The following is a 16,133-nucleotide window of genomic DNA, read 5'->3' as shown; positions in this document are numbered from 1 at the left end:
ATGTTCAAGCTGCTGGAAGGTCCGCAGACGCTCGGACGTGGCAAGATCTTCTGGTCCTGCTTCCTTGCAGTGCTCGCGGGCGCACTGACATATCCGCTGTTCGCCGACTCCTATGATGTGGGGAATTTCGCCTATTTCCTGATCTGGATATTCATGGCGCTCGGCCTCTGCCTGATGTGGGGCTATGGCGGGATGCTGTCGTTCGGCCAGACCTTGTTCTTCGGCATCGCCGGTTACGGTTATGGCGTGCTCGCGATCAACATGGGCGGCGGCACCGCAACGATCGCCGCGCTTGCGCTGTCCGTTGTCCTTGCGATGGTGGCGGCGGGCATCCTCGGTTATTTCATGATCTGGGGTGGCATAAACGGCATCTTCTTCGGGATCGTGACGCTGTCTGCGACGCTGGTGCTTGCCTTCTTCCTCGGCCAGACGGCGGGACCGGAATGGCACATCGGCCCGGCGCGGCTGAATGGCTTCAACGGCATGAAGGGCATGGACCCGCTCGCCGTCGGCGACTTTTATATCGAGGGATCGGCGCTCTACTACGTCATGATCGCGCTGATCGTGATCGTCTATCTCGCGTTGCGCATGCTCGTGAATTCAGGCATCGGCAACGTCATCGTGGCGACGCGCGAGAACCCGCAGCGCGCCGAGATGCTGGGTTATGACGTCCGGAAGTACCAGCTCCTGACCTTCGTGATCGGCAGCGGCCTCGCAGGGCTGAGTGGTGCGCTGTACACGTCTTGGGGCCAATTCATCACGCCGTCCAGCATCGGCCTGCCTGCGGCGGCGATGCCCATCGTATGGGTGGCTTTCTCCGGACGAAGCGATCTGACCGCGACTCTGGTCGGATCGTTCCTGCTGCTGTTCGGCTTTCAGACCATCACGGTCTACAGCCAGCAGGCAGCACTCGTGCTGATGGGGGCGCTGCTTCTTGCCACAGTGATGCTGGCGCCGCAGGGTTTTGTGCTCGGCATCGGCAAGCTGGCTGCCGATTGGTGGAGCGGGCGACGGCCACGCGATGACGGCGCCGTTATGGCGGAGGCTGGTCGCTTGCAGTCGGAAGAGTCCTGATCATGGCGCTGGTCGAAGTCAAGGGCGTATCCAAGCGTTTTGGCGGATTGACCGCAGTCTCCGACGTCGACCTCACGGTCAACGCCGGCGAGGTCCACTGCCTGATCGGACCCAATGGCGCCGGCAAGAGCACATTGTTCAAGCTGATCGTGGGTCTCTACCCGCCGAGCCAGGGCAGCATCCTGTTCGATACCGTCGACATCACGGCTGAACGTCCATACGCGCGCGTTCAGCGAGGCATGAGCATCAAGATGCAGGCTCCGAGCGTGTTCAAGGAGCTGCCGGTTCGGCAGAACATCCAGATCGCGCTCCAGGAACGACTGTCCGGCGCGGAACGCATCGCCGAGGAAGATCGCCTGCTGACTCTGCTCAACCTGGGGCCGGACAGCGATAAGCTCGCGGGCGCGCTGTCGCATGGTCAGCAGCAATGGCTCGAGATCGGGATGGCGCTGGCGCTGAAGCCGCAGCTCCTGCTGCTGGACGAGCCGACTGCCGGCATGTCGCCGGAGGAAACCTTCAAGACCGGCGAGTTGATCAAGTCGTTCAATGCAGAGGGCATGACGGTTCTTGTCGTCGAGCATGATATGGCCTTCGTGCGCCAGGTCGCCCAGCGCGTCACGGTTCTGCATCTCGGCAAGATTTTCGCACGCGGCGATCTCGAAAGCATTTTGCAGGACGCGAAAGTCGCGGAAATTTATCTCGGTAAGACGCATGCTCACTGAACCCAATCCCACTGACCGGATTCTGGACGTATCGGAATTATGGGCGGGATACGGTGCGACGCCGATTCTGCAGGGCGTCACCATGTCGGTCTCCCGCGGCGAGATTGTCGGCGTGATCGGCCGTAACGGTGTCGGCAAGTCGACTCTGATGCGGTGCCTGATCGGTTTGCTGCAAACCTGGCGTGGCACGATCAGCTTCATGGGGCAGGACGTAACAAAGCTCGAAGCCGACGCGCGGGCGAGGGCGGGCTTCGGCTACATCCCGCAGGGACGCGATGTCTTCCCACAGATGACCGTTGAGGAAAACCTGCAGGTCGGCGAGTTGATCGGCGGTCCCGGCGGCAAGAAGCTGCCTGAACTCGTCTATGAGTATTTTCCGCGACTGAAGGAACGCCGGCGGCAGGCCGCAGGCACGATGTCGGGCGGCGAGCAGCAACAGCTCGCCATAGGCCGCGCGCTGATCGGCAATCCGTCCTTGATGATCCTGGACGAGCCGTCCGAGGGTATCCAGCCCTCGATCGTCCAGCACATCTGCGAGGCGCTGAGATCGTTCCGGAACGAGCTCGGGACCACCATCATCTTCGTCGAGCAGAACCTCGACACGATCCTGGCCATCGCTGAGCGTTGTTACATCATGGAGAAGGGCAAGATCGCGCAGTCGCTGGCGGGTGGCGAGGTTAACGAGGACAATGTCCGCGAGCAGCTCCTGCTCTGAATGGCCGCATGGCATGTTTTCAAGTCGTCAATAGGGAGGGAATGGACATGGATCTGGGACTCAAGGGAGCAAAGGTTCTCGTCACCGGCAGCACCAAGGGGATCGGCAGGGCGATCGCCGACACATTCGCGGCGGAAGGCGCGGATGTCGGCATCTGCGCGCGCAACCAGGCCGACGTCGACAGCGCAGTCGCCGCGATCAAGGCGAAGGGCGTCGCTGCCTTTGGCAGTTCGGTCGATGTCTCGAACGGCCCGGCGCTCAAGGCCTGGGTCGAGGACATGGCCTCGAAGCTTGGCGGCATCGACGTCGTGGTCGCCAATGTCAGTGCGCTGTCGATCGGACAGGACGAGGAGAGCTGGGAGAAGGAATTCTCCACTGACATGATGGGCACCGTGCGGCTCGTCAACGCGGCGATGCCGTATCTCGAGAAGAGCAAGGCCGCGGCGATCGTGACCATCTCCAGCGTTTCAGGGCGGGAGGTTGACTTCGCGAGCGGCCCCTACGGCACGTTCAAGGCAGCGATCATCCACTATACGCAAGGTCTCGCCTTCCAGCTTGCCAGCAAAGGCATCCGTGCCAATTCGGTGTCGCCGGGCAACACCTATTTCGAGGGCGGTGTCTGGAATCAGATCAAGGACGGCAATCCCGAGCTGTACAAGACCGCGCTTGCGCTGAATCCGACCGGCCGCATGGGCACGCCGCAGGAAATGGCGAACGGTGCGGTGTTCCTTGCCAGCAAGGCCGCGAGCTTCATTACCGGGACCAACCTCGTGGTCGATGGTGCCCTCACGCGCGGGGTGCAGTTCTAGGCGCTTATTGAGCAGCGCAATCACGAGACCGGGCCGTCTGCGGCGCCGGTGGGCGAAGCCGTTTCCGATAACAGCAGGGCTGTCAGATGTCAGCAGATCCAATTCACTACAAGTCGATCATCGAAATCTCCGAGCTGTTCCGCCGCGGCGAGCTTCTACCTTCGAAAGTGACCGAGGTGATGCTGGGCCGGATCGCGAAGCTCGATCAGAAGTTTCACGGCTACGCGCTTGTCCTCGCCGAGCGGGCCATGGCGCAGGCGAAGCGCTGTGACGCCGAGCTTGCCAAGGGCATCTGGCGCGGGCCGCTGCACGGCGTGCCGATCGGATTGAAGGATCTCTGCTACACTACTTTCGCGCCGACCGCTGGAGGTACCACGATCCACGCTGGGTTCGTCCCCTCCTTCAACGCGACGATCGTGGACCGGCTCGAACACGCCGGCGCCGTCACGCTCGGCAAGCTAAAAATGACCGAGGGCGCCTATACGAGCCATCATCCCGACGACCAGGCGCCGCTCAATCCCTGGGGGGCGGACTACTGGGTCGGCTCCTCCTCAAGCGGATCGGGCGTGGCGCCTTCGGCGGGACTTTGCTTTGGCTCGATCGGCAGCGACACCGGCGGCTCGATCCGGTTTCCGTCGGCGACGTGCGGGCTGACCGGGATCAAGCCGACCTGGGGACGTGTGAGCCGCCACGGCGTCTTCCCGCTGGCTGACTCTCTCGACCATGTCGGGCCGATGTGTCGGAGCGCGGCCGATGCCGCGGCCATGCTCGGCGTCATCGCGGGCGCAGATGTCAATGATCCGACCGCCCTTCAGGCGCCGGTGCCGAACTATCTGGCCGGGATCGGTGACGGCGTCCGGGGCTTACGGATTGGCGTGGACCGCAGCTACACCCAGAACGGAATCGATCCGCAGGTGGTCGCCGCCTTGCTGGAAGCGGAGCGTACGCTTGCGGACCTCGGCGCCGATATTCGTGAGGTCAAGTTCCCGGCTTACGAGAAGCTCGTGAGCATGTGGATTCCGATGTGCTCCATCGAGACCGCAGAGGCGCATCTCGAGACCTATCCGTCGCGGAAGTCGGAATACGGTCCTGATCTGGCGCAGCTGATCGAGCAGGGCAGATCGATCAGCGGCGTCGAGATCGCTCAGATCCATCATGAGCGGTTGAAGTTCTGCGGCAGCCTCGCGGCGCTGTTTGGCGATATTGACCTGCTCCTGATTCCCACCATGCCCGTGCCGATCCCAACGCTGACCAGGATGGGCGAATACGGCGCCGATCCGAATGTGCTGCTCAGCATCCTGCGCTTCACCGCGGTGTTCGACTTCTCGGGCAGCCCGACCATCACGCTGCCGAACGGTATCGCGTCGGACGGGTTGCCGCTCAGCATGCAGCTCGTCGGCCCGCATCTGTCCGAGGGCGTCCTTGCCCGCGCTGGATATGCTTTCCAATCAGTGACCGATTGGCACACGCGACGCGCCCTCGGCGAATGAAGATCTTCGGAATTCTAGGATGCCTATCCGAAAATCAATCAAGGGTCGAGTTCAGAGCGGGGAGAGACTGAGCACGTCGAAACGAAAATTCGTCAGCGGAACTGATGAGCAAGCGCAATGGAAGTGGACTGATAAAAGGCGCCAAGGGAGTCAGTTGGGTTGCCAGCCGGCGGTCGCCGAGAGAGCTCGCGCGTGCGCGATCAGCGCCGTTGCTGTCGGGCCTTTCAGATCATCGTCGAGAATGCCGATGGGTCCCATCATCGTGATGGCCGCGATCATGAGCCCGGCCTGGTCGAAGATCGGCGCGGATAGGGAGGTGAAGTTCGGCAGAAGGGCATCACGACAGCGGCTGATGCCGTCGCGCCGGATCGTGTCCATCATCTCCTCCACCTCGGCCTTGGTGGTTGGCGCATCATCCACCCGAGTCTCGCGCGAACGTTCCTCCTTGAGCTCCTGATCCAGCATCCCGCCCGTCAGCGAGCGCGGCAGATGTGCAAGAAAGTTTCGCCCGAGCGCTGACCGCAGCAGGCTCAGGACGCTTCCGACACGCAGCTCGTGCCCGTTGCAGGCCCGCCGCGAGCCGATCGACGTAAGGGATCATATCCGCTTTGACGTGTCCGCCCTCGCGGGACACTCGGAGAAGTTCGGAAACGACCGGACCCTCGTCCACGATGGTCTGATAAAGGCCGGCCGCCGAACACGCGGCAAGCACCCGGCGGAAGCGGCTCACAGCTTCCACGGCCTTGCCCGCACCGAGCTGAACTGCCGACTGGCGGATCGCAATGCTGATCAGGAACTGACGGTGCTCCATGGCTTCGGCTTCGTGCTGCAATTGTTGCAGGATTGAAATGGCCTCGTCGGGATGCGCTTGCTGGCCCAGCAGATGAGCGCGGGTCAATCTGTGGTACCATCCAATCTCCGACCAGGCGCTAGGCCTCGGTGCGGGGTATTTCCATGCCAGGCGTTCGAGGCGATCGACGCATGCGGCGGCTTCATCCAGCCGGCCATCGTTCAAATAGAGCCGCGCCTGCTCCGCGATCACGCCGGCCGAGAGCCTGCCCCAATCCCGCGCGACGCCGAGATTTTCAGCTCGCTCCAAGAGGGTGCGGGCCCGCTCGAAGTTCATCCGCGCCGCAGCGACCCGGGAAATCACGAAATAAGTGCTCCACACGCAGTCGAGCATCGTCCCCGAATTGATCAGCGGGACGCGATCGATGACCCAGGCCTCCGCTTCATCGAGCAGGCCTTGCTCGTACTTGATTCGCGCGATCAGGCTTGCAGGCAACGCCGCGGCAACTGAATTCGGCCCGACATCCTGCTCGGCGATCCGAAAGCCCTCGCGATAGTGCTCATCTGCCGCCGCGAGACGTATCTGCCGCTCTTCTGCGAGCCCGTTCAGGCAGTGCCGATACACCGAGGCAAATACGTTCCTGCGATCCTCCTCGACCGAATAGGGAATCCACGGCGTCGCGTGGAATTGCTTGAGGTTGCCCGCCTTCATATGACTGAAGCGAACGACGTTCGAGGCGACGTTCGCGGTCCAGGGATCGGATGAACGGTTCACGCAATCCTGCGCCAGGGGCAGCGGGCTCTCGCTGTCATCCTTCAGCGCGATGGCGACCGAGCGGATCGCCTGGCATTCGCACAGGAGGTTCGCATCGGGCAGAGGCGTTGCAGCGATATCACCTTCGATGTCGGTTGCGAGCTTCAGGGCCTCGTCAAAACGAAGCGCGAGCGCTAATCCCCAGGCGATCGCCAACCGGACCTCGCACTGGCCTCGCATGAGCTCGTCAGGAAACTGGCGCTGCCATTCCAGCAAGGTGAAGAGATCGCCTCTCTTGATCAAAGCCATGGCGCAATTGTTGATCCAGCCGATTGCACGGTCAGAAGCGCCGGCCGCAATCGCGTGCTGGACCGCCTCGGTCCACAATTCGTGGGAGGCATACCAAAGAGCCGCGCGCCCGTGCAGTTGGGGAACTTCAATGCCGCGGTCCGCCTCTAGCCGCTGTCGCAGATATTCGGCAAGCAGCGTGTGATAGCGAAACCAGACACCGTCATTGTCGAGCGGCGTGAGCAGCATTTGGCGCTGGGCAAGCGATGCCAGGATTGCGCGGCTCGAGCCCAAACCCGTCACGGCTTCGCATAGAGGACCGGAGAGACGATCGAGAATGGCCGTTCGCAGCATGAAGTCGACCAGCTCGACCGGAAGTCCATCTAGCATCTCGGTCAAGTAGGCGGCGATTGGACGCTGCGAACCCGAGAGATTGTGGACATACTCCTTCAGGCCGGATCCGGATTGCGAAGGCATGGAGGAGATAATTCGAAGCGCCGCGGGCCACCCTTCGGTCTTGCGCTGCAGGAGTTGAATGTCGAGGATTTCCAGAACTCCGGGCTTGGTACCGTCCAGAAATGCCTTTGTCTCCTGCATGTCGAACCGCAGCGCCTCGGCGTCGATCTCGATCAGCTGGTTCTGGGCGCGCAAGGTTGCGAGCGGCAGCGCAGGTTCGGTACGCGTCGTCAGCACCACGTGACAGTGGGACGGCGCGTGCTTCAAAAAATACGAAACGGTCTGATGGATGCGGGAAGCGCTGACCCAGTGATAGTCCTCGAGAAATAAGTAAACGTCATCCTCGATCTCGGCTAGGTCGTTGATCAGGCTCGACAGGATCGCCGTTGGATCGATCAGATTGTTCTCGAGAATCAGCCCGATCGCGCCGGTGCCGACGTCCGGGCAGGCGTGGTGCAGGGCCTGCGAAACGTAAAACAGAAACCGCGTGGCCTCGTCGTCGTCCGGATCAATCGTCAGCCACGCAACGGCATTGCCGTCTTGCTCGAGCGTCTCGGCCCAGGTGGCCGCCAGTGAGCTCTTGCCGAAGCCAGCCGGAGCCTTGATGACGCCAAGTCGCTTGGCCAGAAGCTCGGACAAGATGGTGAGGAGCCGGGGGCGCGCGACCAGCCCACCGAATCGTGCCGGCAAGATCTTGGTCGCGAGAAATGGCAGCCGCCCCCCGCCGGGCAAGGGGCCCGTTCCATGAGCCGGATGGCTGGAGTGCGGCTGGATCAAGGGCTCCCCCTAACCACGTCGGTCCTCCCCCCATTCGGGGGATGCAAACAATGGCGAAAGTGTACGATCTCTGTCAGCGAGAGGGAAGCGCCGGGCATTGTCGGTTGTATGCAGTCCGCATTGCCGGTCGCCGCGTGCTGATCCCTGAAAGTTCGCGCGTGAAGCCGAAAGCAAGCTGATGTCTATCAAGAACGCACGCTTGGGTTTCGCGCGGACCACTGAACATCCAGGAAAAGCACCCCAAGCCCGTGCCAAGAGCCATGGCTGACGACGAGCCTCGTGGGAATCTGCTGTTTGGCCCCTTCGAGCTTTCGAGCAAAGAGAGGGCGCTTCGGCGCGACGGCGTGGCGCAGTCCCTCGGCAGCAGGGCCCTCGACATCCTGATCTACCTTGCCGAGCGCCCCGGCAAGGTGATCGCAAAGCAGGAGTTGATCGATCACGTCTGGCCGGACGTGACGGTCGAAGAGGGGAGCATCCGGGTCCACGTAGCCGCGATTCGCAAGGCGCTTGGCGACGGCCAATTCGGCAACCGCTACATCGCAAACATCAAGGGACGGGGCTACTCGTTCGTCGGCGCATTGGCCTCCCTTGGGGGTGCCACGGAAAGCAGGACCGCCAGGTCCGGGCGGCAAGGCAGGCTTCCGGTGCGACCGATCATGATGATCGGACGCGAGACGCTCGTCACCGAGGTCGGCGACAGGCTTCGGAATGACCGGTTCGTGACACTGCTCGGCCCCGGCGGCATCGGCAAGACAACCATCGCTCTGGCCGTCGGCCGCGTCGTCGCCCAGGCGATCGGCAGAGAGATCTATTTTGTCGATCTGGAAAGCCTCACCGATCCTCACCATGTCGCTGCGGCCGTTGCGACCTCCTTGGGGCTTTCACTCAAATCGAAAGATCCTGGCCCGGAGCTGGTCGACCTCATCCGGTCGCGGAAGCTCCTCATCATACTCGACAGCTGCGAGCATGTGATCGAGGCGGTCGCCTCGCTTGCCGAACAACTCTATCAGCAAACGGAACGGATTCATGTTCTGACCACGAGCCGGGAATTGTTGAAAGTCGAGGGTGAACATTGCTGCCGGGTTCCTCCTCTCGATTTTCCACCAGACGACTCGGAGCAGACTGCAAATGCAGTGCTGCGATATCCGGCAGTGCAGCTGTTCGTACGGCGCGTGGCCATGCGGGCAGGTCGCGTCGTTCTCACCGACAAGGAGGCGCCATTCGTCTCGGACATATGCCGAAAGCTGGATGGGATTCCGCTGGCGATCGAGCTGGCCGCGGGGCAGGTCGCCGCCCTTGGCCTCGAGAACACGGTTGATCTCCTGGTGTCCCGGCTGGAATTGCTGCGACTGAGCCATCGAACGGCAGTCGCCAGGCATCGGACGCTCAAGGCGACACTGGATTGGAGCTACGATCTGCTGTCCGACGCGGAGAGGATCGTCTTTCGACGCATCGCTCCTTTCGTCGGACATTTCACCCTCGATGGCGCGCGGTCTGTCGCCGGTGAACCCGGTGTGGGAGTCGAGGATATTTTCGACGCCGTTGCCGGGCTGGTCGAGAAGTCATTGATAGCAACTCGGATCGATGTCGCGCAGGCGCAGTATCGCCTGCCGAACACGACCCGGGCATACGCACTGGAAAAACTGGAAGAACACGACGAAGTCGATATGGTCTTCGGTCGGCATGCGGAATACCTCGCCGGACATCTCGAAACACTGAGGGAGGCTCTATCGAGCCTGCCAGGCGTTGAAAGAGCCGCGGCCTATTCCGACCAATTGAGCAACGTCCGTGCGGCCCTCGAATGGAGCTTTGGACCGCGCGGCGATGCCGAGACGGCAACGAGACTGGCCGCCGCTTCCACACAGGTGTTTCTGGAGTTGTCGTTGCTGATCGAGTGCCAGGCATGGGCCGAGCGCGCAATGGCAGACCTGGGAAGCCCGCATCAATACTCCCGCTTCGCCATGGAGATCTCCGCATCAATCCCGCTGGCTTTGATGCATACCGAAAGCAGCGATCAACGCGTGCGGATTGCTTTCGCGAACGCGCTGGATATTGCAGTCGAGCAGGGCGATCTAGCTCAGGAGCTGAGGGTTCTAAGCGGTCTTTTCATGTATTCGCACTGGACCATGGACATCCGAGGTGCGAGCGAGATCGCCACCCGGAGCAAGAAACTGGCGTCGACAACGGGAACTCACGACGACATGGCGCTGGCGGAAGCAATGCTGGCGGCCTCCGAACATCTGTCGGGAAATCATCTCGCCACACAGCTACATTGCGAAGCCGGTCTCCGGCACCTGGCGTCCAGACCGCGTTCTCGATCGGAACCATATCTCTTTCATTATACGAGCTTCCTGCTCGTCGGCATGACACGTTCGCTCCTGTACAGGGGCTTGCTCGACCAATCGCTGGACTACGCAAGGCGCGCCAGAGAGGAGGCCAAGAGGTCAGGCAACCCCGCCACGTTGTGCCGATCCCTGGCTTTGGTTCTTCCTGTGTTTCTGGCCATGGCGGACCTGAGTCAATCAGATCAGTACATCGGTGAGCTGAGTGAGCTCTCCGTCGCGCATTCCCTGATGCCATATCGCGCCATAGCGGCTGGCCTGAAGGGCCAATGGCTGCTTCTTCAGGACATGCGCATCGAAGCGATCCAATTGTTGAAGAGTGCTCTGGATGAGCTTCACGTCCAGAATCAAGAGATGCTGAACATGGATTTTACCTGCGATCTGGCCGAGGCGCTTGCGGATCTTGGTGAGCATGAGCAGGCACTGACCCTCACGGCGAACGCAATCGAGCAACAGCGGCGCGCCGGAAAATTGTTGCACATGCCCGCCCTGTTCAGGATGAAAGGGCGCATCCTGGCGTCTCGATCTGCGGAGGATCATTTCGACGCCAAAGAAAGCCTGCTGTCGGCAATCGACTGGGCCAAACGCCAATCCGCCACCCTGTTCGAATTGACGGCCGCGACGGACCTGGCCGGGCTGTTGCTGAAACAGGACCGCTTGCCGGAAGCTTATGAATATCTCAGCGCGAGTCTTGATCGCGTGCCGGCCGGAATTTCATTTCCTGCCCGCAACCGCGCGGTTCAAATGCTCGGTCAACTCCGATCCGGAGCCGAGGACGTCGGCTGAAAGGTGCGCCATCCGAAGCCGTGCGCCGTCTGCGCAGGCGGGTTCAAGTCCTCGCATTTTGATCCAAGCCCTGACAGCACAGTGGGCGCACGCTGTGGCAGGAACGGTCATAGCCAAGGTTGAATGTCATGGGCAAGCTGGTCGCGGATATCATTGTTGAGACCTTGCAAAGCGCAGGCGTCAAGCACTGTTACGGCGTCGTCGGCGACACCCTCAATCTGATCGCCCGCTCGCTCGAAAAAAGCGAGATCGAGTGGATCTCGATGAGACACGAGGAGGCGGGAGCATTCGCCGCGCAGGCGGAGGCGCAACTCGCCGATCGCCTGACGGCAGTCGCCGGCAGCTGCGGGCCTGGAAGCCTGCACTTCATCAACGGGATCTTCGAGGCCAATCGTAACCGTGCGCCCGTCATCCTGATCGCAAGTCAGATCATTCGCGACGAACTGGGCTTCGATTTCATCCAGGAGGTCGACTTCAAGCAGGTCTACAGGGATTGCAGCGTCTTCTGCGACATGATCCATACCCCGGAACAGGCGCGCCGGAAGACGGTGATCGCCTGCCAAACGGCCTTGGCGAAACGTGGCGTTGCCGTACTGATCGTGCCGGCGGATATCTCCGCCTCGAGCGTTGACGACAAAATCCCCTATGCGGTGCACGTAGCCAGGCCCGTCACCAGGCCGAACGATACGGATCTTGATGAGATCGCAGACATCCTCAACGCGAGCGAAAACGTCGTGCTGTACGGTGGTTCAGGCTGCCAGGGGGCACATCAGGAGATTCTCGCGGTCGCCGACCGGCTGAAGGCGCCGATCGCGCATACGTCGCGAGCCAAGGATTTTCTCGAGTTTGACAATCCCTACAACATCGGAATGACCGGGATGCTCGGCAACGAGGCCGGGTACCACGCCTTGCTGGACTGCGATGCGCTGCTGATGCTGGGCGCAGATTTTGCCTGGCGGCAATTCTATCCGGACAAGGCCAGGATCGTGCAGGTCGATATCGACCCGACCCATCTCGGACGACGTCATCCGATCACGAAGGGCGTCGTCGGCGATGTGAAGGCGACGATGGAGGCTTTGCTGCCGAAGCTGGTCGAGCGCTCCGACGCCTCGTTCCGAAGCGCGTATCTGAAGCGCTACGCGAAATATAGGGAGGCTGAGCGGGCCAAGGTTGCTGCCGGTCACGATGGCAGTATTCCCGGAAGCTATCTGACGCAGGTGATCAGTCGCCATGCGGCAAAGGATGCGCTGTTCACGGCCGACGACGGCACCCCGGCCGCCTGGGCCTATCGCCATATCGAGGGAAACGGCCAGCGCCGCATTTTCGCGAGCCTGCTTCATGGAACGATGGCCAACGGCATGCCGTCGTCCATTGGGCTCCAGAAGGCGGAACCCGGCCGGCAGGTCGTGTGCATGGCCGGCGACGGCGGAATCTCGATGCTGTTCGGAGACCTGATGACGATCGTCGCGCAGGAGTTGCCGATCAAGATTGCGGTCTATGACAACGGCAAGCTTGGTTTTGTCGAGATCGAGCAGAAGGCCGAGGGTATGCTCGACACTTTCACGAAGTTGAAGAACCCGAATTTCGCAGGGGTTGCGCGCGCCCTGGGTCTCTGGGGCCAGACCGTTTCGAACGCGAGCGAGCTGGAGACCGCGGCCAAGGACTGGCTCGCGCAGCCGGGACCTGCGCTCCTGCACGTGCTTGTCAACCCGATGCAGCTCGTCATGCCGCCATTCATGCAAGTCGAGCCTGCAATCGGGATGGCGCTCTATTCCGCTCGCGCCGTCCTGCACGGTCGCGGAGGCGACGTCTGGGAAATGGTGAAGGAAAACTTCCTCTAGTCGAGGTCGTTCCCCCAGCGGTGGCATGGCATGCCGCACTGCGTGAGAGTGGCTAGGCATTGCTGTGATGAGTCGATCGAGATTGCCGAGATTGCCGGAGCCATCGGCTTTGCCCATGGCTAGGTATTTTGCTGTTGTCGGCGGCGCACTCGCTGCTCTTCTGCTGATCATTGACTGGTCTTTGCCGAAGCAGCCGGACAGAATTGCCGATCGGGCGAACGGCATCGAGCGAGCCACCATCCGGATCGCATCCGCGCGCAAATGGCCGGAGAAGGTTGTCCTGGATACCAGCCAGCCGACACTCTCGCCGCCATCCATCGATATGGCGCTGGTCGAACATCTGTCCGATGAAGGAACGAGGCGACCGGCCGTCGACGCGGAGGCCGGCGCGGTCGCGAAGTCGACACCGGATGCGCGGCCGATCGCCGCGGAGCATCCGTCCGTGAGATCCAAGCGTGAGAAATCCAGAGTAGTTCCCTCGCTTCGTGTCGCGAGAGTCCGCAGGCCCAATGAGCTCCAGGGACCGGTCGAGGCGTGCTGCTGGTTTGAGCCGATGGACAGGCAGGCGCGATCGAGACCAGCTTCGCGGAAGCGCGTCGCGCATCGTGACGCCTGGGAGGGGTGGCATTTTCCGGAAGCAGATTGAAGATTGAGGCCGTTGCGCAGGTCTCGTCTCCCGTCCTTCCGCTGAACTCACGTCCCGCATGCGCACGATTGTACAATACGAGCAGTCATCGGCAGCTATGCTCGGAGCGGTCACGTCGAAATGCCGGGGCCGGCTCTAGACGCCGTAAACGGAGACGCTGCGCGAGCAGGCGGCCGGCGAAGGAGAACCCGCGCGCTTGAGCTTGGGTGCATTGACGATGAAGATCCTCGCTACGCTGCCGACGAAAGGCCGCGATCTGCGGCTGGACCTGTTCCGAGGTGTGGCAAATTGGGGAATCTTCCTCGACCTTATCCCCAATAACATCGTGAACTGGGTGACGACGCGGAACTACGGCTTCAGCGATGCTGCGGATCCCTTCATCTTCATTTCCGGCTACACTGTCGCCTTCGTCTTTGCCCGGATGATGCTCGAACGGGGATTTGTCGTCGGCGCGACGAGACTTCTGAAGCGGGTCTGGCAGATCTATGTCGCGCACGTCTTCCTGTTCGTGCTCTATCTCGCCGAAATCGAATATGTCGCACAGAGGTCTGGCAACTCCGGCTTCACCGACGACTTCAACATAAGGGGCTTCCTCGGAAATTCCGCGCAGTTCCTGTTCGAGGGGCTGATCCTTCGCTTCAAGCCGGTGAACATGGATGTGCTGCCGCTTTACATAGTGCTGATGGGCGTCTTCCCGCCGATACTCTGGCTGATGCTGCGCAGACCCAATTTAACGCTGGCTGCTTCGGCGTTGCTCTATCTGCTGGCCAGGCACTTCGGATGGAACCTCTCGGCCTATCCAACTGGCGTCTGGTACTTCAATCCATTCGCCTGGCAGTTTCTGTTCACGTTCGGAGCCTGGTTTGCGCTTTGCGGATCGACACAGGCGATGCCGTTCATCCGGTCGCGTACCGCATTGGCGCTCGGCATCGCCTATCTTCTGTTCGCTCTGGTGATGACAATGTCGGCCCGGTTCGACGAGCTGCGGTCACTGATCCCGGCGGAGGTCTACGGCGCCTTCAATCCAAACGACAAGACCAATCTCGCACCCTATCGCCTTCTGCACTTCGTCGTGTTCGCGTTCTTCGTCGTTCGCCTGTTGCCCCGCGACTGGCCGGGTCTGGAACGGACGATTTTTCGACCGGCAATCAAATGCGGTCAACAATCGCTCGAGGTGTTTTGCGCCGGGATATTCCTGTCCTTTGCCGCACATGTCGTGCTGGTCGAGATTTCCGGCGCGATCTGGATGCAGATCGTGGTTAGCATTGTCGGCATCTTGATGATGACCGTGCTGGCCTACTACCGGTCTTGGTCGAAGAGCACCGACAAGGCGCCGGCCAAGGCGGCCGTCGCGGCGGCAGGTTGAGCGTCGCGGGAGGCTGAAACACGAGTTGCGATGAAGCGATCACGATTTTATGTGTCGATCCAGGCCGTGCTTCTCTCGCCATTTCGGGCCCGGGCCCCGCATATAGTGAGCTTCGGGGCGGTATCGCATGCGCGGTCCGTCATTCCCCAGAATGAACCGGAATATGACCAGAGCAGCCTTTCGGGCCAGGCTCTTCGGATCTCTTGCCAGAGCCGCGTAGGCCGCATCAGAAAACGTCGTTGGAGTCTTCATGTACGAGTTCGTGGCTGATCAGGTTCTCGGGATCAACGGCCTGATCAACCTCTCGAACATCGTGTTCCTCGTCGCCTTCTCGGCGCAAGGCGTCCTTACGCTGCGTGTCCTGGCCATCGTTGGTGAGGGATTGACCTTGCCATATTACTATTTCCAGGACGACACGCTGTGGCCGCCGATCTTTTGGGGAGCGGCGTTCATGATCGTCAACGCGATTCGGATCGTGGCGACGCTCCTGGAGCGGCGGCCGGTCGTGCTGGGCGACAGGGAAGAACGGCTCTATCAGGTCGCATTCAGCTCGGTCGACAAGCGGGAATTCTTGGGGCTGGTCAGCCTTGCCCGATGGGTCGACTGCTCGGCCGAAGAAGTCATTCTCACAAGGGGGCAGCTCTTGTCCGAGGCTCTTGTTGTCATGGCCGGAGAAATCGAGGCCATTCTCTGCAACGGCACCAGAATAGCGCTTCGGCCCGGTCAACTCATCGGCGACGTGAGCGCCTACAGCGGCTTGGCCAGTCCGGTGGACGTTGTGGCACGCGGCGCCGGAACGCTTGCAAGCTGGGATCTGCACCACGTCAGAGAATTCACGGCGAACAAACCGGAGCTTCGCGCCAACCTTCTTCGAATTGTGAGCGCGGATCTTGCAGTAAAATTGCACGACGTCTCTATCGTCGGCTCGGGGCTCGCTGTGAAAAGCTTCGTGTCGAAGTGATCCGCGAGAGGGATAACAGGCCGCAGCTTGTGCCGAGCATTCTTCGTAAAGTTGTCTTATGCGGGCTCATACACGGCGGACGATGCGACGCTATCATGATCATAGGGCGCGAATTGCCCGTGACGCCGAGCATGAGGCACAGATCGCTAGCCTCAAGCTTCTGCTTGATTAGCCCAAGAAGTCCATTGTGCCATAGGTGCCAATTATACTCACATCGCGAAGTGAGCATAATTGAGCGGCTATGATCTCGGTACTTTGCATGTGCATGCCTCGCTCTCGTGTGTCTGGCGTGTGCACTGAGAATCCGAAGAGGCGAT

The 16,133-nt window shown here is 61.2% G+C and carries 12 protein-coding genes; 10 read left to right on the top strand and 2 right to left on the bottom strand.

What is annotated here, in order from left to right:
* The 5 genes from OWC48_RS01410 to OWC48_RS01390 all read left to right on the top strand — a co-directional run bounded on the left by OWC48_RS01410 (position 1) and on the right by OWC48_RS01390 (position 4,810).
* Positions 1-1,074 carry a branched-chain amino acid ABC transporter permease gene (locus tag OWC48_RS01410; protein ID WP_282518314.1) on the top strand — a complete coding sequence of 358 codons (1,074 nt, stop codon included), beginning with the start codon at positions 1-3 and terminating at the stop codon, positions 1,072-1,074.
* Between the two features lie 2 nt (positions 1,075-1,076).
* Positions 1,077-1,796: an ABC transporter ATP-binding protein gene (locus OWC48_RS01405; RefSeq protein ID WP_282518313.1), complete on the top strand. Its 720-nt coding sequence runs from the start codon at positions 1,077-1,079 to the stop codon at positions 1,794-1,796.
* Positions 1,786-2,511 (top strand): ABC transporter ATP-binding protein, encoded by a 726-nt coding sequence (locus OWC48_RS01400; protein WP_282518312.1) that lies wholly within the window; start codon positions 1,786-1,788, stop codon positions 2,509-2,511. Before OWC48_RS01405 ends, OWC48_RS01400 begins: the two co-directional genes overlap by 11 nt.
* Positions 2,512-2,558: 47 nt before the next feature.
* A complete protein-coding gene (locus tag OWC48_RS01395; protein WP_028158375.1) occupies positions 2,559-3,320 on the top strand; it encodes an SDR family NAD(P)-dependent oxidoreductase in 762 nt (253 codons plus the stop codon).
* An 86-nt stretch (positions 3,321-3,406) separates the two neighbouring features.
* Positions 3,407-4,810: an amidase gene (locus OWC48_RS01390; protein ID WP_282518311.1), complete on the top strand. Its 1,404-nt coding sequence runs from the start codon at positions 3,407-3,409 to the stop codon at positions 4,808-4,810.
* A gap of 150 nt (positions 4,811-4,960) precedes the next feature.
* On the opposite strand, the gene OWC48_RS01385 is transcribed toward OWC48_RS01390, so the two are convergent.
* Entirely contained in the window at positions 4,961-5,335 is a 375-nt protein-coding gene (locus OWC48_RS01385) for an IclR family transcriptional regulator C-terminal domain-containing protein (protein ID WP_282518944.1), read from the bottom strand.
* Positions 5,223-7,874, bottom strand: coding sequence for a hypothetical protein (locus tag OWC48_RS01380; RefSeq protein WP_282518310.1), 2,652 nt, complete (start codon positions 7,872-7,874; stop codon positions 5,223-5,225). Before OWC48_RS01380 ends, OWC48_RS01385 begins: the two co-directional genes overlap by 113 nt.
* Positions 7,875-8,134: 260 nt before the next feature.
* On the opposite strand from OWC48_RS01380, the gene OWC48_RS01375 reads away from it, so the two are divergent.
* From OWC48_RS01375 to OWC48_RS01355, 5 genes are all read left to right on the top strand, one after another.
* Entirely contained in the window at positions 8,135-11,002 is a 2,868-nt protein-coding gene (locus OWC48_RS01375; RefSeq protein WP_282518309.1) for a winged helix-turn-helix domain-containing protein, read from the top strand.
* 128 nt (positions 11,003-11,130) lie between these two features.
* A complete protein-coding gene (locus OWC48_RS01370) occupies positions 11,131-12,843 on the top strand; it encodes a thiamine pyrophosphate-dependent enzyme (RefSeq protein ID WP_282518308.1) in 1,713 nt (570 codons plus the stop codon).
* A gap of 115 nt (positions 12,844-12,958) precedes the next feature.
* A complete protein-coding gene (locus tag OWC48_RS01365) occupies positions 12,959-13,489 on the top strand; it encodes a hypothetical protein (RefSeq protein WP_282518307.1) in 531 nt (176 codons plus the stop codon).
* Positions 13,490-13,706: 217 nt separating this feature from the next.
* Positions 13,707-14,855 (top strand): OpgC domain-containing protein, encoded by a 1,149-nt coding sequence (locus tag OWC48_RS01360; protein WP_282518306.1) that lies wholly within the window; start codon positions 13,707-13,709, stop codon positions 14,853-14,855.
* A 250-nt stretch (positions 14,856-15,105) separates the two neighbouring features.
* A complete protein-coding gene (locus OWC48_RS01355; RefSeq protein ID WP_282518305.1) occupies positions 15,106-15,816 on the top strand; it encodes a hypothetical protein in 711 nt (236 codons plus the stop codon).
* Positions 15,817-16,133: the final 317 nt, after the last annotated feature.

Source organism: Bradyrhizobium sp. Arg816 (assembly GCF_029989365.1).
Classification (GTDB): Bacteria; Pseudomonadota; Alphaproteobacteria; order Rhizobiales; family Xanthobacteraceae; genus Bradyrhizobium.
This window is presented reverse-complemented; position numbering and strand designations above follow the sequence as displayed.